The organism is Vibrio sp. 10N.247.310.98, assembly GCF_041467395.1.
Classification (GTDB): Bacteria; Pseudomonadota; Gammaproteobacteria; order Enterobacterales; family Vibrionaceae; genus Vibrio; species Vibrio crassostreae_C.
Genome location: NZ_JBFSUL010000017.1, coordinates 35220 through 56188, shown reverse-complemented (window position 1 = coordinate 56188; position 20969 = coordinate 35220). Strand labels below are relative to the sequence as shown.

Here is a 20969-nt window from a genome sequence, read left to right as displayed (position 1 = left end):
TTCGCCGATCTCAACTCACTGAATCACTCTCAGTCCATACGGGTAATGAAGGTTTGCTCGTCATCGACAAAAGCCACGTAGTCGCCGTGATAGATAAAAACCCGACCACGCCCTTCAACGATACACGCAAGCTGTGGGTTCAAATCTTCTTCAATATCTCTACTTTGAAAAGTGCCGGTATCGGTGATCACACCGCGGAGTTTAGGCAAAAATCCATAACTGCGTTTGGCTTGATCAATCAGGCTCAACTCGCTGGCGGTAGAAAAGCAAGCTGGGATTGGGCCTGCATCTTCGATAAACATAGTTTTCAGTTCTTCAAAGGCTGTAATTACCAGCCAGTCGATGCCATTTACGTGATGGATAAACATTGTTTATAAATACCTAGTTTCTCGATAACTCTAATGCGGAGATTCTATCACTATCAAGTGCAGAACGTGGGAGAAATTAAGGGACTACAAATAACCAGACACATACTATCTACAGGGTCTAATACTAGTCGTCCGACTCTACGACTAATGTCTAACCGACTGAGTCTATTTGTTTTTTTTGGTTTGGTATAAGGTACTAACAACTAAATGTTAATGAGTTTTTAATTATAAGTTGACGCATTGTTTGCACTTCATACCGTGAGTCAACAACGTTTGTTGGAATAACACACCTAAGAGTGTGAACGAAAGGAATCAAAATGAGCACTACTTTAGAGTCCGCACATATACAAACAGAGAAGCCTCAAGCCAATGAGGATGAACTCACCTATGAACAACAACATAAACCAAGCTCAGAGTTTGAATCCCGAGAACAGTATCTAGAACACGAATTGCAAATCATGTCGCCTAAGCGCTGGCGTCCAAATTTGCCGTTTAAAGATTATCGATTTGAGATAGAAGACACCATCCCAGCGATGGCGGCGACCATTGGTAAAGTGGTTATGGTGGGCGCGATTGCAGCCACCTTTGCTGGGGCTCTCGGATTAAATGAAGACTTCATTCTAGAAAACGTTCGTTATGAACTGCTCATCGCCTCTGTTTTCATTATTATTTTCTCTGGCTTTTTATTGCCGACTGCAAACCTCGCAGGGACCCACGGCCCACTTATCCCTTTGATTCCGATTGTGGTTGCAGCAGGTGGACACCCGATGGCGTTTGGCCTGTTGATTGGCGCTTTTGGCCTCATCTTAGCCATCAGTAAAGGTGGCAGCATGTTGGCCAACCTCACCAGTAAAGGCGTGTGTGGCGGCTTATTGCTCTACCTCGGCTTTGTTGGAACCGCCTCTCAAGTGAAAAAGCTTTTCGCTTGGGCTGAAGGAATCGGTATGAGCCACATCGCGTTTGTGGTGATCTTTTGCACCATTATCTTGTACGCGCTACTGGAACACTTCCGCAAACGTTGGTTAGCTGTCCCTCTTAGCTGCTTGTTGGGTGGTACGATCGCATTTGCCATGGGCGCCCCATTTGCTTTCCACACTGAGCCAGGCTTGCCCAACATGAACCCTATGTATTGGTGGGGAGAAGATACAGGTTGGATGCTAGGCCTACCGACGATTGAACACTTCATGGTGGTATTGCCGTTTGCGATTCTAGCCGTAGCGATGTGGTCACCGGATTTCTTAGGGCATCAAGTATTCCAAAAGATCAGCTACCCAGAACGTACCGAAAAAGTACACATGAACATCGACGACACCATGACCACGGCATCAATTCGTCAAACGTTCGGTTCTCTGCTTGGCGGTACTAACTTTACATCTTCATGGGGTACTTACATCGTACCAGCGGCGATAGCTAAACGCCCTATTCCTGCTGGCGCTTTGCTAACAGCTCTGTTCTGTATCATCGCCGCAGTTTGGGGTTACCCGATGGATTTAGCTATCTGGCAACCTGTACTGTGTGTGGCGCTGATTGTTGGGGTATTTGTTCCATTGCTAGAAGCTGGAATGGAAATGACGCGTGAAGGAAAAACCACACAGTCGGCAGCGATTGTTGTATTTTCTTCAGCGCTCGTTAACCCAGCATTTGGTTGGGCTCTCACCATGCTGTTGGATAACTTAGGCTTAGTCGGTTGTAAAGAACGTAGTAGTGAACTGAGTAAAATGAGCCGCTGGGTGTTGCCTGGCACTATGTTTATTGTGCTAAGTGGCGTAATGGCGTTGGTTGGCCTTCTACCGGGGATTCCAGCGATTATCCCGAGCTTTCGCTAGGCTCGATTAATATTGAGTTTCAGTCGGACCACAAAAAGGCCTCGCAATCGCGAGGCCTTGTTTTATCTATCGAACGGTTACAGCTATTCTTTATCAACTACAGCGTCCTACTTCACTGACCTAATCGCTTTCATCAACGTTGCGTGAACGATTCTAGTAAACCAAATCCTCCCCCTCTAACTCCCCCTCAAACAAGTTGGCCGATCTCTTTAAACATACGATCGAGGGGGAGAATATTCTTTGTCGCTGAACACATGGCAGCACTCGTCACGATCGGTATTCAGTTCCTCCCCTTTCCCATGACCAACAAGAGATTGGAGATGTAAACCAAGGGGAGGTTAGGAGGGGATTGGTTGCCTAGCAGATACGGAATTCCACTTAATGGACTTAACCCGCTAAATAAAGGTCTTAACAAACTGCTTTGTCGTTCTAGTATCGCGGGTTAGTCAATAGGTCAAGCTGACCGCAGCTTTACTATTCTGTGAAGCTTGTAACAAAGAGAGGCTCGCACCGTATGGTAATAGATTGATTTAAATTGATAAAATGACATTATATTTCAGAAGTTACAGGATGTTTCAAAAATGAAAACCAAGTCACTCATCATCTTTTCCACTTTATCCACGGCCTTAGCTCTCTCCGGTTGTACCTCCATGTTTACAGGTACATTTGGTACTACTACAGAACGCACTATGCTAAATGCCGAACCTTTTGAAGATTATGATTTAGCGTCCGAAACCGACTACAAACATTCAGATGCGATGCAACTAGCCTATCTGGTTAGCCGTAAGGCTCCGACCAAATCGAATGACCTCGATCGAAACGTTGATGGCTATACCAATGTTTCAGTTCGGGCGACCCAAGCCGCGAACGTCGCCGCAGTAGCAACCACCACGCTAAACCCCTTTCAAGCTGCGTTCAATGTTATTGGGCTTCAGGGCAGCTTGTCTAAAATGATCTACCACTATAAACGTAACATTCTTTTTCGTGTGATACCTGTAGATTCAAAGGACGAAACTGACATCGCAGCGACTCTTCTCAAAAACCAGAACGAACTGACAACGATCATTGAGAAAGCTTATTTGAAGAGTAACGATGTTGTAAAAGTAGAAAGGTTTGTTCCTGTTGAGGTGGGGCTGTCGACTTTTATTGATACGAGTTACGTTGTTCCACTGAACGACGAAGGTAGCGTTTCATATTGTTCGGACCCAGAAATATTCAATAAGTTTACTGGCTATATGGATTCAGATTACGAAGCTGATAGTAACTTGCCGATTTCGACTTTAAACTGTTTTGGGCGTGTCGAGGCTAAAGGTCACTATTACTACAACAACGCTGCTGGTGATGGCACTTTGATACCTAATTCTGACTTCATTATAATGAAGGCATATATTCCCACTCTATTTCCAATTGATAGTTTAGTGTCTGACAACCCGAATGATTATTTCTACCAAACAGCGCAGTCTTACATTGAAGATGAAAACATCAAGGGGTACCTGATAAAAGATATTAACTCTTTGAAACCGTATTGGGAGCAGGGTTACTTTAGTCCAACGCCAAAAATCATCAAACTATCGACCCAAGAAACTTTAAAGTTCGGTCAACAGTAAGCCTCAGTCAGAGCTTTCTTTTCAGTAATAATGGTTTATTGAAACTAGTGGAAAAACTAAGGCCTCGCACACGCAAGGCCTTGTTTTATCTGCGTTCCAACGAACAAGCAGCGAAGCAATTTGAGATGGTAAACCAAATCAACTAGAGAGCCATTCATCCAGTACTGTGATGAATTTAGGGTTGATTAGATAGCCGATGGAAGCATGCGGATTGCTTTTTCCGTTTCGAATATTGAGGTTATAAATCGGGTGGATATCTTTCATTCCGTCGGGTATCAGCTCCAGTTTGAGCATATCTTTAAAGTCATTTCTAATTTTGCTGTCATGAGAGATAAAATCATCTTCTGCCGATATGTTTATCCATTGCTGAATGTTTAACGGGTACTTCTTCTCATCTTTCAAGCGGCTCCCTTTTAGCCTATCTTTTACGTTTTCATCGCCTAACGGGGACCCGAGCGTCAGCAATAAGTTGACCTTCTTGTCTGCACCATAGTCGTGTCTATACTCTCCGTAATGAGACAACTTCCACAGCACGTCATAACTGATCATTGACCCAAGGCTGTGCGATACGATCATCACGTCATCCTGATTATCAAGCGCTTCCTTCAGCTCAACCATTAGCCTATGCCTGACATCGCTACCGAAATAGGTATCTTCATACCAATAATGCGCCATGTCCGGCGCGACCTTCGTTATCAGTGTTTCAGCCACACCTAGCGTTCCAAAGAGCGATGAAAAAGTATCGGCTAACGCCTCTTTTAGAAAACCAATTTTAGACACCTTGTTATACGTTGTTTTATTGAACTGGCTTGTCTTGTACTTTTTGAGTTCAGACAACGCTTGCTGACGACTTGCAGGGTCTTCCGTTGGTTTGTCTAACAATGTGTTTGATAGCTCACCGTAATAGACAAACCGTTTATCTACATCTTTAAAAGCTTGTAATGAACTTGTGTCTCTACAATCTCGCTGCAAGCCATGCTCTATAGCCTCGTACCAGAGTGCTTGAAGGAAAGCTTTATCGGGCTTTTGAGCGCGACCATGAATGAATATTATTTTCTTAGCCATAGCAGGACGTCCTAAACACATAGTTAAAGTGATTGTCAGTAGAAAGCACCACTAGATTCGGTCAGCTATTACTAATAACAGCGGTGCTAATTACGTATCTAGGGGTGGTTGATAGAGCATTTATATAACTATGAGGCCGTCGTTTAAGGACTATAAACGAGTGAAAGACGCGGGTATGACTCGCAAATTGAAATGAATGTATCTAGCAAAAACCTCCAACGAACAAAAAAGCCCCGCACACGCGAGGCCTTAGTTTTCTCTATAGAATGATTATATCCATCCTTTAACAACTACTGCGCCCTACTTCACTGACTTCACCTCGTTCATCAACATTGTGGAATGGGTCTAGTAAACCAAAATCTCCCCCTCTAGCTCCCCCTCAAATGGAGTTCACCGATCTCTTTAGATTAACGTTCGAGGGGGAGAACATTCTTTATCGCTGAACATATAGCTGCACTTTTCACGATCGGTATTCAGTTCCTCCCCTTTCCCATTACCAACAAGAGATTGGAGATGTAAACCAAGGGGAGGCTAGGAGGGGATTATCAGCCTATTCTCACGTACAACCGCACTACTTCACTGACTTAATCGCTTTCATCAACGTTGCGTTGAACTGCTGTGGTTGTTCTAGCATTGGGAAGTGGCCTGAGTCTTCAATGTAGTAAATGGTGTAATCCTTAATGTGTTTCTTGTTCGCTTCTGAATCCGTTGGCCATAGACGAGCGTTCACCAAGATTACTGGCACATTCACGTTCTCGTACACGCGGTGTGCTTCACCTGTTACGTATTGGCCTAGATAATGGCGGAACTGGTTTATCGCGATAGCTGGCGGTGCTGATGCCATGTCTTGCGTTACCCAGTAAAGTAAATCTTCGTCTACGTCTTTTGGTAGCGAGTCTTTCACGAACATAGTAATACCCGCTTGGAAGTCTGCTTCAAATGGTTTAGTCATTGCATCTAGATCGCTTTGTGAAACCGCTAGTGCGACGTTTTGCGATGTGTCGACACCAACAATGCCCTTCACTCTTTTCGGCATCAGTTTAGCGGCTTCGGCAATCACACCACCCGCCATGGAGTGGCCGACTAAGATGACTGAATCGAGTTGTTCTTTCTCGATGACGGCTTTGATGTCTTCAGCGAATGCAACCATGGTGTACTCTTCGCGATTAAACGATGAGTTACCGTGCCCTGCTAAGTCCATGGTGATCACTTGGTACTGCTTTGAAAACTCACTCGCTTGGTTTTGCCACAGCCTGCTGTCTAAGCTCCAACCGTGAATGAAGATCAGCGTCGTATCCCCACTCCCGCTTTTGCCATACGCAATTTGCTCACCATCGTGAGATATCGCAATGCCGTACTTAACCTTTGAATCATGAGCCATGGCATTCATACTACCAAGCGCCATGAATCCCAAGAATGTGATGTTTAGAATTAAACGTTTCATAGTGTCTCTCTAGTTACTTTAGAGGGCTCACCAATGCGTCCCTCTCAATCAATATAGCCACTATAAAGTGTGAAGCTGTAGACGGGTCAAGGATGTTTTAACTAAGGGTTAACAATCTTTTGTTGCTTACTTTTAGTATTGATAACGAATATTGAGTCAATTCAAAATACTCAACCAATTGATATGATAATCTTTGTCTATGTTTGATTCTAGTGATGGAAGAACGATGTAATTTTAACTCCATCACTATTTATAAAAGGTTTTATCAATGCAATCTAGAGGTTCAGAGTGGCATCAGTGGGACTTGCATTTTCATACGCAATCTTCATACGATTATAAAGCTAAAACAGCAACTAACGCCGATATCATCGCCGAAATGAAGAAAAATGGTATATCAGTGTTTGCTATAACCGATCATCATGTGATCGATATAGAGCGTCTAAATGATTTACAATCATTAGGGAAAAGTGAAGGCATTACAGTACTACCAGGTATTGAGTTTTTATCTGATGCTAGGGGTAAGGAACCCATACATTTCATTGGCATATTTCCAGAAAATTGCGATATCAATAATGTATGGGGACAACTGCAATACAAGACTGATTTACATAAAATCAAATCTGAGCAATTAAAACACAATGAAGTATATTGCGACCTAATCGATACTATGAGGCTTGTGAAAAGCTTAGGTGGGATCACAACAATTCATGCTGGGGATAAAAGTGGGTCAGTGGAAAACATAACACATTCCCTACCACATAATAGCGCTCAGAAAACCGACATCGCACAAGAAGTGGATATATACGAACTTGGCAAGGAAAGTGACCAAGATGGTTATCGAAAATTTGTGTTTCCTCATATAAATCGAACAATACCTATGATCATATGTTCTGATAATCATCATATTGGTCACTACAAACGTAAGCAAAAGATGTGGATAAAGGGTACTCCAAATTTTGCTGGGCTAAAATACGCTTTAAACGAGCCAGAAAGTAGATTTTATATCGGTGACGAACCTCCAGTAATAGCCAGGGTTAGAGAAAATAGAACAAAGTATATAAAATCATTGAATATCTCTATGACTGGTAAACATGATGCGAAGAATAAATGGTTTGAGGATATTGATATCCCATTAAATAGTGAGTTGGTCACTATAATTGGACATAAAGGTAACGGTAAGAGTGCAATTTCTGACATCATTGCTATGTGCGCTGACTCAGAACATTCAGATGACTTTTTATTCCTACACAAAAACAAATTTAAAAAAAGAGGTCTCGCAGATAGATTTAGTGCGAAGTTAACCTTCGAGAGCGGTAAAACGTCGAGTGACAGACTTCTCACTCATGAGATAGATACTAATCAACAGCGACTAGTGCGTTACTTGCCTCAAAGTTATTTTGAAAAAGTTTGTAATGAAATAGGGAAAGTTGAAGCTTTTCGGGCTGAAGTAGAAAAAGTGGTTTTTCAATATGTTCCTTACCATAAACGTTTTGGACAACCCACTTTCAGCGAGCTAATCACATTTAAAAAAGAGGCAGTAAATAAACTTCTTCATCACCTTTTGGAAGAAGTTCGCTCTTTAAATGAAAAAATAATAAATCTTGAAGATTGGAGCAGTCCAAGCAAGGCAGAGAGTTTTATTAGTCAAAAAGCTATTGTTCAAGAGGAATTAAGAGTCCACATTACGACAAAACCTTTAGAAATTGCAGACCCGTCAAAAAAAGAAGAAACCGAAGAAGTAAGAGAAAAGAAAGCAACTTTACAAAAGTTAATCGATAGTAAGGCTCGACTGGAAATACAATTCAATGAGCTAAATGAATCGATTAGCTCCCGTTCTCAACTTACAAGTCGCCTAGTGGGTTTCAACGCTGAATTAATATCAAAATTTGAGGATATTAATAAAGTATTAGAAAAGGCCGATGATGAACTAAAACCTCTAGGAATCAAAATTTCAGAATTTATAGATTATAAATTTGATAAAGAATCTTTGGATAAAGAAATATCTGTTGTAGAGAATCAACTGGAATCTGATCTAAAAGAAATTGTTTTGCACGATGACTATCAGAAAGCGGATATCTCTACATTAAATATACAATCTAAAATAAAGCGCTATGAGCATGATATATCAATACTTGAATCACAGTTTACTGGAGAACAAAAAGTATACCAAGACTACCTACGTAATCTCGCAAATTGGCAAGTCCGCAAAGATGAGATCGAAGGTAGCTCTGATAAAAATGGAACATTAAATTATTATATAGCAGCTTTGAATTTTATTAGCGAAGATTTACCTGAAAAACTAAACGGTTTAAGAGAAGAGCGTTTAAGTAAAACACGGGAAATATTCAAGATTAAATCTGAGATAAAGGAGTTTTATGACGATATTAAATCTGAAATTGACCCAGTATTAAATGGGTCAGATGTTTCCGGATTAAATATTGTTAGCGCTTTTTATCCAGATAGTGACCTTGCAAAGAATATTCTTAGGAATATAAAGCAAAATCGTTCTGGCACTTTTTTTGGAGTTGATGAAGGTTCTAGAATACTAGATGAAGATCTAATTGGAGCTACGGATTGGGATGATGGTGAAAGTATCACATCTTTCCTTTGTAAACTGATCGATTATCTTGAGTGCGATCATCGAGAAAATAAGAAAGAAGCACCAATATTTATAGGAGATGTCACGAACAACCGAAAAGAACTCTACGATCTTATTTTTGGATTAGAGTATTTATCACCGCACTATGATTTAAGACAAAAGGGAAAAAGTTTAGACCAGTTATCCCCGGGAGAAAAAGGGGCTTTACTGCTAGTATTCTACCTGGTCCTAGATAAGGAAGACATTCCATTAATAATTGATCAGCCAGAAGATAACCTAGATAATAATAGCGTAGCTACGGTTTTAGTTCCTTATATCAGAGATGCTAAGTTAAATCGTCAAATTATAATGGTAACCCACAACCCTAATTTAGCTGTTGTTTCGGATTCAGAGCAAGTTATTAAAGTGGAAATAGACAAAGAAGATGGCAACCGTTTTTCATTCATATCAGGTGGTATCGAATCTCAGATTATCAATAATCATATTGTTGAGGTACTAGAAGGAACAATCCCTGCCTTCACATTGAGGCGAGATAAGTATCAAATCAACTAGATTGACAACTACGCCCTTGCTTTTAAAGTATTGATTTTATTGAACTAAATAAAATCACTCGAGAGTCTAATCTTTAGTTCACCTTTCCAGTTACGATTTAGAGCCCTGCTCCACAAAAAAAGGCCTCGCAATGCGAGGCCTTTGATTTTCTATCTATCAGAAGAGATTAGTCGCGAAGTGCTGCGCCGAATTTCTCTGAGATTGAAGCTACGATAGCATCTACTGAACCAGCGATGTCTGCATCTTCAAGTGTGCGCTCTACAGACTGTAGGCTAAGTGCGATTGCTAGGCTCTTCTTACCTTCTTCAACGCCTTGACCAACGTATACGTCAAACAGTTTAGCGCCTGTTAGGAATTCGCCACCAGCAGCGATACACGCTTCTACGATGTCGCCAGAAGCGACTGCTTCGTCAACAACAACTGCGATATCACGACGGTTTGCAGGGAACTTAGATACGGCTACTGCTTCTGGAAGCACGCGAGTGTTGATAGCTGCCCATTCGATTTCGAATACGATAGTACGGCCGTTTAGACCAAACTTACGCTCTAGTTCTGGGTGAACAGTACCAATGATACCCACTTCTTTGCCGTCTACTACGATAGCCGCAGTTTGACCTGGGTGAAGTGCTGGGTGCTTCGCAGCTTTGAAGCTGTATGCGATTTCGTTTGCAGAAAGCTCAAGAACGGCTTCTAGGTCACCTTTAAGATCGAAGAAATCTACAGTGTTAGTTGCAATGTCCCAGTGCTCTTCGCCACGAGTACCAGAGATAACGCCCGCAAGCATCATTTCTTGGCGCATGCCGTTTTCAGCAGTTGCTTCAGGGATGAAACGTAGGCCTGATTCGAATAGACGAACGCGAGACTGTTGACGCTTCTGGTTGTGAACAACTGTGTTTAGTAGACCTTGGATTAGGCCAAGACGCATTGCTGACATATCCGCAGAGATTGGGAATGGCAGGATTAGCGGCTCAACACCAGGTACAACAAGTTTTTGCTGCTCTGGTTCTACGAAGCTGTATGTGATTGCTTCGTGGTAGCCACGGTCTACAAGAAGGTCACGAACGCGCTTAAGCGGTTGGTCAGCTTCTTTGTGGTCATTCATTTTAAGTGCCGCTTTAGGCGCTTGGTTTGGAATGTTATCGTAACCGTAGATACGACCTACTTCTTCAATTAGGTCTTGCTCGATTGCGATATCAAAACGCCAAGATGGAGACGTTGCCGTCCAGCCAGCGTCTGTCGTTTCAACGTTACAACCTAGGCGAGTAAGAATCTCCACTACGTCTGTAGATGGGATTTCGTGACCTAGTAGGCTATCTAGCTTAGCGCGACGTAGAGCAACTACGTTTGCTTTAGGAAGATCAGCTTCAGATTCGCTGCCGTTTACTGGCGCAACTTCACCACCACAGATTTCAACTAGAAGCTGTGTTGCACGCTCCATAGCTGCTGCTTGTAGCGTTGAATCAACACCACGTTCGAAACGTAGAGAAGAATCAGTGTGAAGGCCGTAAGCACGTGCGCGACCACGGATGTGATCCGGTGCGAAGAATGCTGCTTCAAGAAGTACGTCTGTCGTTTCAGTAGTAACACCTGAATCTTGACCGCCAAAGATACCAGCGATTGCTAGTGCTTTGTTTTGGTCAGCGATAACAAGCGTGTTGCTGTTTAGTTCAGCTTCGTTGCCATCTAGAAGTGTTAGCTTTTCGCCCTGCTCTGCTAGACGAACCACGATACCGCCTTCGATCTTAGCGAGATCAAATGCGTGCATTGGTTGGCCTTGCTCTAGCATCACGTAGTTTGTGATGTCTACAACTGGGTCGATTGAACGGATACCACAACGACGCAGTTTTTCTTGCATCCAGATTGGAGATTCCGCTTTCACGTTTACGTTCTTAACCACACGGCCAAGGTAACGTGGACAAGCATCAATTGCTTTGATTTCAACAGATACTGTGTCTTCAATGCTTGTTGCAACAGCGTCAACTGTTGGCTCTGTAACGTCTGCGCGGTTTAGTACGCCAACTTCACGAGCAAGGCCACGGATGCTGAAGCAGTCTGCGCGGTTTGCTGTTAGGTCTACGTCGATAGTTACGTCGTTAAGCTCAAGAAGCTCACGTACGTCCATGCCTAGCGTTGTGCCTTCTGGTAGCTCAAGGATGCCGTCAGACTCTACGTCGATACCTAGCTCAGAGAAAGAACAAAGCATGCCGTGCGATGGAACGCCACGTAGTTTTGCTTTCTTGATTTTGAAGTTACCAGGCAGTACTGCGCCAACTGTTGCTACTGCTACAGTTAGGCCAAGACGACAGTTAGATGCACCACATACGATGTCTAACAGCTCTTCTTCGCCGATATCAATTTTAGTTACTTGTAGTTTGTCTGCGTCTGGGTGCTGACCGCACTCAACCACTTTACCTACTTTAACGCCGGTGAATTCACCAGCAACAGGTTCTACATCGTCAACTTCCAAACCAGCCATAGTGATTTGGTGAGCTAGCTCTTCGCTGTTAATTGCAGGTTTAACCCACTCGCGTAGCCAAGATTCACTGAATTTCATAGTTTCGACTGCCCCGGATTACTTGAATTGTTTAAGGAAACGAAGGTCGTTCTCGAAGAACGCACGAAGGTCATTTACGCCGTAACGAAGCATCGTTAGACGCTCTACACCCATACCGAATGCAAAACCAGAGTATTTCTCAGGGTCGATGCCAACAGAGCGAAGTACGTTAGGGTGAACCATGCCACAGCCTAGAACTTCTAGCCATTTGCCATCTTTACGTTTCACGTCAACTTCGGCTGAAGGCTCTGTGAACGGGAAGAATGAAGGACGGAAACGCACTTCAACTTCTTCTTCAAAGAAGTTACAAAGGAAATCGTTAAGAATGCCTTTAAGCTGTGCGAAGTTTACGTTCTCATCAACTAACATACCTTCCACTTGGTGGAACATTGGCGTGTGAGTTTGATCGTAGTCGTTACGGTAAACACGACCCGGAGCAATGAAGCGGAATGGCGGTTTGCCGTTTTCCATCGTACGGATTTGAACACCAGAAGTGTGCGTACGTAGCATTAGATCAGGGTTGAAGAAGAAAGTATCGTGATCAGTACGAGCTGGGTGATCGTCTGCGATGTTTAGTGCATCAAAGTTGTGGAATGCATCTTCGATCTCAGGGCCAGACTCAGTGCTAAAGCCAAGCTCACCAAAGAACTGTTCGATACGCTCAACTGTGCGAGTAACTGGGTGAAGACCACCGTTCTCAATGCGACGACCTGGTAGGCTCACATCGATAGTTTCTTCAGCTAGTTTCGCTTCAAGCTCTGCACGTTGTAGTGCGTCTTTGCGAGCTGCGATCGCTTGTTGAACAGCACCTTTCGCTTTGTTGATCTCTTGACCAGCAGTGCGACGCTCTTCAGGTGGAAGTTTACCTAGGCTTTGTAGTTGAAGAGTGAGTTCACCCTTCTTACCTAAATACTGAACTCGCACTTCATCAAGTGCGACTAACGAATCTGCTGTATCAATAGCAGTCGTTGCATTAGCAATGATCTCTTCTAGATGTTGCATCATTTCCTCATCTACCAGTGGGTAGTGTCCGTATCGGATGATTAATTTTTTAGATAGCTACACATAGTAATCAAACACGCTACCAATGCCAAATTGAATCGCGAAAAGAACAAGTTATTGCCTAAAAACACGGCAAATTTAACAGGATATTAATGAGGAGTAGGAAGAAGTGGAACAATTACAGGTTCCACTTCTTAATTTGGAAATGACCTGAAGGCTAGATCTGAATAGAACAAACGCTGTTCTTCCCTGCGTTTTTTGCTAAATAGACGGACTCATCCGCCGCTTTAATCAATTCGTTCATGGTTTCGAATTCTTGGGTCATTTCAGCGACACCGACACTAATACTGCCAATCCAAACTTGATGACTGGTTTCAACCTCTAATTCAGACACTTTCTGTCGAGCGGTTTCCGCGATGTACATCCCACCTTTAAGGTCGGTGTTTGGGCAAATAACCAAGAACTCATCGCCACCTAACCGGCAAACAATATCATCATTACGGAACGTGTTTTTCAGTTCACGCGAGAGGGTTTGTAGCACCAAGTCGCCTGCATCATGGCCGCTGGTGTCATTAATGCGCTTGAAGTGGTCGGCATCAATCATAATACACACTAAAGGCATGCCCAGTTCTTTGGAGTCTTGCCAATGCAGCGCTAACTGTTTAAAAGCACTACGACGGTTATGCAAATTAGTAAGAGAGTCGGTTAATGACAGTTCTTCAAGTCTCTTATTCGCTCGTTTTAATTCTGCCGTACGTTCCTCAACTTTATCTTCGAGTAACTGGTTGAAGCGTAACAACTGTTTGTTTCGTTCAGAGACTTGTTCAAACAGGCCGTTAAGCGCAGCCAACAGCGGGACAGTCGCAGAATCTTGCTGCTTTTCTTCCGCTTCAAAGGCTTGCAGAGGTGTCGCGCCCTCTTCTATCGCGGTCATTTGTCGCGCCATGTTTTGGTCGATGCCGAGGATGTGGTAAGCAAGCCAGTGGATCAATAAATCAAGTAACTGCCGTGCTGACGACTGATCTTCTTCCATGATGAAAGCTTGCATACTGTAGATATCTTGCATAAATACACGATGCACTTTGATATGCTCTTCAATGTGTCGCTCATACACACCGCAATCTCTCATCAAAGATTCTTCTTCTTTAAAGTGAAATTCGGCATAGCATGTGAGATCGAGTAAAGCGACGTTTATGTCGTCGATAGAGATAGTGTTCTCTGACAACAGATTTCCGTAGTGGTTGATAATACCAACAAGATATTGATGCTGTTCATCTACAACACCAATGCCTGTTTCAAAGTTTTTATCCCAATTAAATGAATTCATAAATCCCTTAAGGCCGATACCACCAGCACGATTTACATGCATATTCGGAGGTTATAGATACTGAAAAAATATAACCATTTTACCTGTAGGTTTATTCGATTGTTTGATCCACTTTATAAAAAGACGACTTTGAACATTCTAAATATGGCTCATCTTAAATTTGAGACGTCCCCCCCAACAGGAACGCCCCACGAAGCTAACATTAGAAATAATATTCCAACGCCATCTCAACAAAGTCATCCTTGCGTGCGAAGAACAACAAGTCCTCTGGGGTTTCGTTCTCAAACAACCAAGCATTCAGTCGCCACTTGAGATTGTTGTTAATACGGCTCGATGCCTCTAGCTTGGCACTGTAGACATCACTGTTATCTAAGTCTTGAGTGATACCAGTAAGCACTTCGGTGCCGTCTTCATCGTTCAAAGCGAAACGTGCCCCAAGGAACACATCATTTTGGCCGATGGTTTGGGCATTGTTGCCTCGGCTGTCATACAGGTATTCAGCGATGAAGCCGATGTCCCAGTACGATTCAAGCGCCCCTACCCAAGTGTATTCAAAGCCTGTCGCCACGCCGGTATGGTTGTCGTAGCTGTCGCGATAAATGCTTTCCAGCTTCCATAACCAGTCACCGATAATGCCTTGAACATCCAATCCGAAGTGTTGCATTTGGGCGTAGTATGGCTTGAGTTGATTGCCTTCCACACGGTAATAAGGGTCGCGGTTTGTGCCGCCTAAGTAGCTTAAACCGACATCCCAATCACCGTACATTTGGCTGTAACGCAATGCCACATCAACGTGTTTTTCTTCTCGTGAAGATTCGTAAAGCGCATCGTCCGATACTGGCACGGTTGGCCTTAATCGACCGTCTTCGCCTGCGAAGGTACGCTCACGAAAATACGGCAGTAACATGGCGTCTATGGTGCCCCACTCTTTTATCGAGGTGAAGTGCACCATAGGCTGACCTAACTTGGATTCGCCATCGACCGATTCAATGGCATCGGTCTGGTTTACCACATCCACTAAATGCGCCGATTCGGTTACGCCCCAAAATACCTTTCCAACACCCGCTCGCAGTTCGTAATCATCCCAATAGGTTAAATACAAGGCTTCGCGAATATCACCATGAGTTCGTTCATCGTCTTCACTGTCTAGGCGATAAAACGGGGTGAAGGTAATGCTGCCGTTGCCCTCTTGTTGCTCCCAGTAAAACTCTGGCTGCAACACCAGTGAGCTTTGTCCTTTGTCTTGCCCTTGTAAGCCGTCGCTAAAGAACTGCCTATGTTCAAGGTTAACCTGCCCTGCGATATCAGGACTAAAGCCTGCCGCCACACAAGGCAACGACACCTGCATAAGCCCGACGGTCGCCGCCAAGGTTAAGGATAATTGGGTTCCTGTTGCCACAATCCTTTTCATATTCCTGCCTTATTTCGCACGTTTTAGTGTGTTCTTTTGGAAATCCTTGTCTTTAAGACCGGTCTGGAACACTAAATCTGTCGTGGTTAATACGGTGCTTTTGCCTGTTTGATGGTTTTGCATCGCCATGGTGTGTGCGCGCCAGTATTGGTTTAGGTACTGTTTGTAATCTTGGAACGATAGAGTTTTAAGCAGTGCGCCTTTGCGGTCGTAAAACTCGACTTTCATTGGGCGGTAGTGCTGTTGGTCTAGCCATACCTTTTGCATGGTGTAGCCTGAGTTTTTATCGGTCGGTACTTGCTCTAAAACAAAGGTGTCTACGCCTTCCAGTTTCGCGTCTTCAATGTAGTTGAAGGTGTACTTTTCAAGTTCAAACGAGCTTAAGTCCTCATACGCAAATTCACTGCCCATAAACGGGCCAGATTTGTTGCGTGAAGAGATGCGTTTTACACGCTTGAGTGCAGGAAGATACAACCACTGGTCATCGGATTTGGTGATGTGCGAATGGTTCAAGAAAGCCGTGCCTTTTACGTCACGCGGCTCATCAAAAATGGTCAGCCCTTTGTCGCCATCGTCATCGACTTCCAAAGATTTCAATCGCATCAGACGTGTACTGCTTTCGCCCTGTTTGTTGCGAAGTAGCATCTCCATGGTCGCGACAGAATCGCCCCACCCCATATCGACGGCTTTGCGTTGTTCGGCAATTTCTAAGCCTTTCGCAGGGTCTGCTAACGCTGGGAAAGCGGCGAATGTGCTCAGTGCCAACGAGCTAACAGTAAGTAATGTAGTAGCGAATGTTTGTTTAACGCTTTTCATAAATATCTCCTTGTGTCAGCCCACCGCAGCAGGCCGACGTTTCCTTATTTGGTCGAAGTAGTCAGTTCGGCTGTCGATCTAGGCTGCGACTTGGTATCTGGCTTTGATTCGTGCTGAGTTTTAGCTGAATAGTGGGTCTGTTTGTCGAAGATCATCAGTAAGCTTGGTAGCAAGATGAAATCGACCACCAGCGCAATGAAAATCACAATCGCGCTGAGTAAGCCCATGTCGGAGTTGAGTCTGAAGCTCGACATCGCCAGTACAGAGAAACCGGCCACTAGCACAACAGTGGTGATCCACAAAGCGCGACCTACGGTGTGGAAAGCGTATCGAACCGCTTCTTCTGCTGATTTCCCTTCGATTCTTGCGCGCTGGTATTTACTCAAGAAGTGCACCGCATCATCAACCACGATACCCAACGTGAGCGTGACCACGACTGACAAACCTAGGTTGATTTCACCTGAGATAAGCGCCCATAAACCAAAGCCAATGATCGCAGGCGCAATGTTGGGCACTAGGCTGATCATGCCTAAGCGAACCGAGCGCAATGCAAAGATCATCAAGCCAGAGATAAGCACTAGGGTGATAGGCAAAGTTGATAGCATGCTCGCCATGTTGGTTTCGCCAATATGAGCAAACATCAGTGACGGGCTCGAAGCCACCACTTCATATTGCGGTGCATTGGCTGCAAACCATGAGTAAATACGCTCTTCGAGTTCGACTAGCTCAACGCTGCCAAGGTTATCGACGGTGAGTACCATTTTGATCGATGATTTATCGACGTTGATCTGGTTGTTCAAGTCCAAGCCGTACGGCAGAGACATTTCGTAAAGCAGCAGATATTGCGCGGCAAGTTCACGGTTCAGCGGTAGCTTGTAGTAGCTGTCGTCGTCGGCATGCATATTCTTGTTCAAACGCATATAAACATCAGAAAGCGTTGCCACATGGTCAGTTTCTGGTTGAACGCGTAGCCACTTAGTAAAGTCACCAATTGCTTGCAAGAACACAGGATCAGCAATCGCTTGAGACTCGTTAGTTTTCACTGCGATACTGAGGGTTGTCATGCCGCTGACGGTCTCTTCCATGAAGTCGGCCGCTTGTCTGAATTCACTTGAGGTATCGAAATACTTCACCGATTCATCGTTGACTTTGTTGAGCGGAATTAACGCGGCAGCGCCAACAATCACTAGCGTAGAAATCGGCAGCAGTGCTTTACGGTTAGTTACGACAAAATCGCCCAGCTTATCCATGAAGGTGACTTTGTCTGCCGCCTTAGGGTTGGCAGGTAGACGTTTGACTGGCAGCAGTTTTAGCAACGCTGGCAACATAGTCACAGACAAGAAGCACGCAATAAGTACACCCAGTGCCGATAAGTTACCGAAATCACGCAGCACTGGTGAGTCCGACATGTTCATCATCAGGAAACCAATCGCAGTGGTCACCGAGGTGATCAGAATCGGCATCGCATTGAGCTTGATGCTGTATTGAATGGCTTGTGCTTTCTCCATACCGCGCTGCATAGCTTGTCTCATGGTCACAATCACGTGAACACAATCGGCCACCGCCAAAGTTAAAACCAAGGTTGGCACATTCACGGTTGCGGTACTCAAGAACATCCCTGCCCAACCAGACAATCCCATGGTGGCAACAATCGAAGAGATGATCACAATGAGCGTCGCCACCACACTAAAGAACGAGCGCAGCATAAAGGTCAGGAACACCAGTACCACCAACAGCATTAAGGGAACGAGCGTTGAGCTGTCTTCTTGAGCCGAAGTCATAAATGCGTTGTTCATGGCTATGATGCCCGCTTTATGGAATTCGACATTAGGATACTGAGCTTGGTACTTGCCGATCATGGTATTAATTGCCGCAATCACCTCTTGCACTTCTGCGGTTTTGTCCACTTCTGGCAGTTGCACGGTGACGTTCACAATCGTCACATCGCCAGAGGCCGACACCAAGGCATTCTTAAGCAACGGCTCGTTAAGGGCGATCTGTTTTACTTTGGCGATGCGTTCTGGTGTGTGTTCGTACTCTTCATACAGCAAGTCTTCTACCAAAAGATCATCTTCAATGGCTTCGGTGTGCTGATAATTAGCAAGGGAATCGACACGGCTTGAATACGGGATCTGCCACGCATCAACCGTGAGATTTTGAATCAGGGTGAGAGTTTCAGGGGTGAAGACATTGCCATCTTCAGGTGCGACAACAATCGCAAGGTTGTCGGTTTTTGCAAAGGTGGTTTGGATTTCATCGAACGCCATCAACTGCTTGTTGGTGCCTTCGAAGAAGATGTTGTAGTCCCCTCTAAAGTAGAGGTTCTTAGCCCCTAATGCAGAGAGAATGATGATTGAAAACACCACCAGCAGAACGATAAACGAACGCTTGGTAGGTATTGAGTGCCAACTGTTTAGATCTGTGTTTGCGCTATCGGCATTAGGGTTATCTCGGTTTTGCTGATCGAACGTGGGCTTCTGGCTGTCATGTTTCATCACAGTCTCCATTTGTGACGATTCGTCATATTTGTGTCATAAAAAGCCAGCCGAAGCTGACAAAAGACACAATGCTTAGTCAAACACTCAAGAAAACAGCAACCACAGTCGGTCAGTCTCAAGTTTGTGACGAATCGTCAAAAATGGTTATTAATAAACCCACATGTGTGGGCTTAACGGAAGCTATCGACCTACAGACTCTAAGTAAGCGATCTCTTCACTGAACAGTTCTTGTTCTACACGACGCCAAGTTTTGCGGTAATCCCAGTCACTAGAAAGGGGCTGCCAATTGAGGCCGTCTAGAATCATGTTCGCGTTGTGTAATACTGAATACGGGTCTTGTAACCGCTTAATACAATGACTGTTTGATGCATTCTGTGACAAAGCATTTGAACCAAATGCGATTGACCAGTTAGCAAAAACGATGGCATCTGAGCCAACGCCAGAAGAGAACTTTAGGTCACCCGCTTCTACCGCTTGGTTAACCATAGAGTCGCATTGTTCAATCACCAACTCTTCCAGTTCATTCATCTCGGCGACGCGTGCACTAGACGCTTTCTCTAGTACCCACGGGCTTTTAGCCATGATCGCACAGGTTGATAGTACCGGTTCCATGCGAGCATAGATTCGGTAAGCAACGTGCAATGCGACGATCTTTTCACGTGTGTTGCCTTCAAACTCTCCAGAGCGAGCAAACATCATTGCTTCTGTCTTGAGAGAGTGAATACATAACGCTAAAACGACGTCTTCTTTGCTGCAAAAGTGATTGTATATCGTACCTTTAGAATAAGAGCTCGCTGCCGTTAGCTTGTCCATCGTGAGGTTTCCGAACCCTTGTTCTCGAACCAGATCTTTTGCTAACAACATCAACTCTACTTCTCGGTCTGCAATAGACTGCTGCTTTTTAGACAACACGCCTTTGCAACCAAAAATACCTTGTTTATCGCCTTTACAACCAAAGCCAAACATAATTTTTTAGTCCGTATATGAGCTTAGCCGTTATCTAAGCTTCGCCAGTATTTAAAACACTCCTATCCAATATATTAACACGAATAGTAAATTCATGTAGTTAACCATTTTGTGACGCTTCGTCATTTCTGACTTATCGTCATAATAGCGCAAGTATTGATCATATCAAGGGGTTTTATAAATTAAATACATTTTGTGAATGGAAAGAGAATAAATGGGATATAGCTAAGAAAATCATCAATAGTTGACCTAAAGAGAAGACTTTAAAATAAGACCTGTATTGTGACCAACAGAATGTGGACGCGAATTGGGCATTCTTAACCTAACAAAGAATGTAGGCACTTTAAGCTGCTATGCGTATTCATGCCCAATGATTCCTAGCTTAAACCACAAGAATGAATGACTGTAGGCTTACTTTATGGGGCAGACGTCTCCTTATGGTCAATATTTGGCTTACTAATGCCGTTTTCTGTTAAGTTGCTATAAATTCGGTAAGGGGTGACTTACAATAGTGACAACGACTTACCTTTTTTGAGAACACGATATTGAGCGCCAAATATTCTTATTTAGCTTGGCAAGTGAATACTTCTAGCCCTGCAGAAAAGCTGGTTTTATTGATGCTTGCAGACGGTGCTGACGAATTCGGCTACACCAATGTGTGCCTACAAACAGCAGGTCAACTTTGTGCTCTCTCTACGTTTGGTTTAGCCGACTGTCTTAAGTGTTTAGTCGACCAAGGTTTTCTCGATAAGGTAAAAGTAGATTATCGGGATAAAAAAGAGATTCACGTTTTCAAAATGCTCATTGAGCAAGAGCAAACTGCGGCGCACGTTGAGGTTCAACCGACCAATAGTATTCCGGTCTACTCTACGGCACCTGCACCTGCACCTGCACCTGCACCTGCACCTGCACCTGCACCTGCACCTGCACCTGA

The 20969-nt window shown here is 44.1% G+C and carries 13 protein-coding genes and 1 pseudogene; 4 read left to right on the top strand and 10 right to left on the bottom strand.

Translation table 11 applies throughout. The features are described from left to right. Positions 1-29: 29 nt before the first annotated feature. A complete protein-coding gene (locus AB6E78_RS09205) occupies positions 30-368 on the bottom strand; it encodes a hypothetical protein (protein ID WP_017059071.1) in 339 nt (112 codons plus the stop codon). Positions 369-685: 317 nt separating this feature from the next. Here AB6E78_RS09205 and AB6E78_RS09200 point away from each other — a divergent pair, with 317 nt between their 5' ends. Both AB6E78_RS09200 and AB6E78_RS09195 read left to right on the top strand, forming a co-directional pair. Continuing rightward, on the top strand, positions 686-2194 hold the full coding sequence (locus AB6E78_RS09200) for a DUF3360 domain-containing protein (protein ID WP_017059070.1): 1509 nt from the start codon (positions 686-688) through the stop codon (positions 2192-2194). Between the two features lie 581 nt (positions 2195-2775). Next, positions 2776-3801: a hypothetical protein gene (locus AB6E78_RS09195; RefSeq protein ID WP_133154772.1), complete on the top strand. Its 1026-nt coding sequence runs from the start codon at positions 2776-2778 to the stop codon at positions 3799-3801. A 138-nt stretch (positions 3802-3939) separates the two neighbouring features. Here AB6E78_RS09195 and AB6E78_RS09190 read toward each other — a convergent pair whose 3' ends face one another. Together AB6E78_RS09190 and AB6E78_RS09185 are read right to left on the bottom strand one after the other, a co-directional pair. Beyond that, the gene (locus tag AB6E78_RS09190) at positions 3940-4866 is read right to left on the bottom strand and encodes a hypothetical protein (RefSeq protein ID WP_372133177.1); all 927 of its coding nucleotides are present in this window, start codon (positions 4864-4866) and stop codon (positions 3940-3942) included. Positions 4867-5437: 571 nt separating this feature from the next. Beyond that, positions 5438-6310 carry an alpha/beta fold hydrolase gene (locus AB6E78_RS09185; protein WP_372133174.1) on the bottom strand — a complete coding sequence of 291 codons (873 nt, stop codon included), beginning with the start codon at positions 6308-6310 and terminating at the stop codon, positions 5438-5440. A 268-nt stretch (positions 6311-6578) separates the two neighbouring features. Between AB6E78_RS09185 and AB6E78_RS09180 the strand changes: the two genes are divergently transcribed. Further along, positions 6579-9461, top strand: a complete 2883-nt coding sequence (locus tag AB6E78_RS09180) for a TrlF family AAA-like ATPase (RefSeq protein WP_372133171.1) — start codon at positions 6579-6581, stop codon at positions 9459-9461. Positions 9462-9627: 166 nt separating this feature from the next. Here the strand turns inward: AB6E78_RS09180 and pheT are convergent, their stop codons facing one another. The 7 genes from pheT to AB6E78_RS09145 form a co-directional block, all read right to left on the bottom strand. Next, positions 9628-12015 carry a phenylalanine--tRNA ligase subunit beta gene (pheT, locus tag AB6E78_RS09175; protein ID WP_372133168.1) on the bottom strand — a complete coding sequence of 796 codons (2388 nt, stop codon included), beginning with the start codon at positions 12013-12015 and terminating at the stop codon, positions 9628-9630. Positions 12016-12033: 18 nt separating this feature from the next. Continuing rightward, positions 12034-13017, bottom strand: coding sequence for a phenylalanine--tRNA ligase subunit alpha (pheS, locus tag AB6E78_RS09170; RefSeq protein WP_004734764.1), 984 nt, complete (start codon positions 13015-13017; stop codon positions 12034-12036). Between the two features lie 217 nt (positions 13018-13234). Next, positions 13235-14344: a GGDEF domain-containing protein gene (locus tag AB6E78_RS09165; RefSeq protein ID WP_029235308.1), complete on the bottom strand. Its 1110-nt coding sequence runs from the start codon at positions 14342-14344 to the stop codon at positions 13235-13237. A 202-nt stretch (positions 14345-14546) separates the two neighbouring features. Then, the gene (locus AB6E78_RS09160) at positions 14547-15755 is read right to left on the bottom strand and encodes a hypothetical protein (protein WP_017060449.1); all 1209 of its coding nucleotides are present in this window, start codon (positions 15753-15755) and stop codon (positions 14547-14549) included. A gap of 9 nt (positions 15756-15764) precedes the next feature. Further along, positions 15765-16571, bottom strand: a complete 807-nt coding sequence (locus AB6E78_RS09155) for an outer membrane lipoprotein-sorting protein (RefSeq protein WP_136974813.1) — start codon at positions 16569-16571, stop codon at positions 15765-15767. Positions 16572-16615: 44 nt separating this feature from the next. Further along, positions 16616-19078: an RND family transporter gene (locus AB6E78_RS09150; protein WP_241823402.1), complete on the bottom strand. Its 2463-nt coding sequence runs from the start codon at positions 19076-19078 to the stop codon at positions 16616-16618. A gap of 171 nt (positions 19079-19249) precedes the next feature. Then, a complete protein-coding gene (locus AB6E78_RS09145) occupies positions 19250-20035 on the bottom strand; it encodes a TetR/AcrR family transcriptional regulator (protein WP_004741595.1) in 786 nt (261 codons plus the stop codon). A gap of 545 nt (positions 20036-20580) precedes the next feature. Here AB6E78_RS09145 and AB6E78_RS09140 point away from each other — a divergent pair. After that, positions 20581-20969: pseudogene (locus tag AB6E78_RS09140) on the top strand (hypothetical protein); the annotation flags it as partial.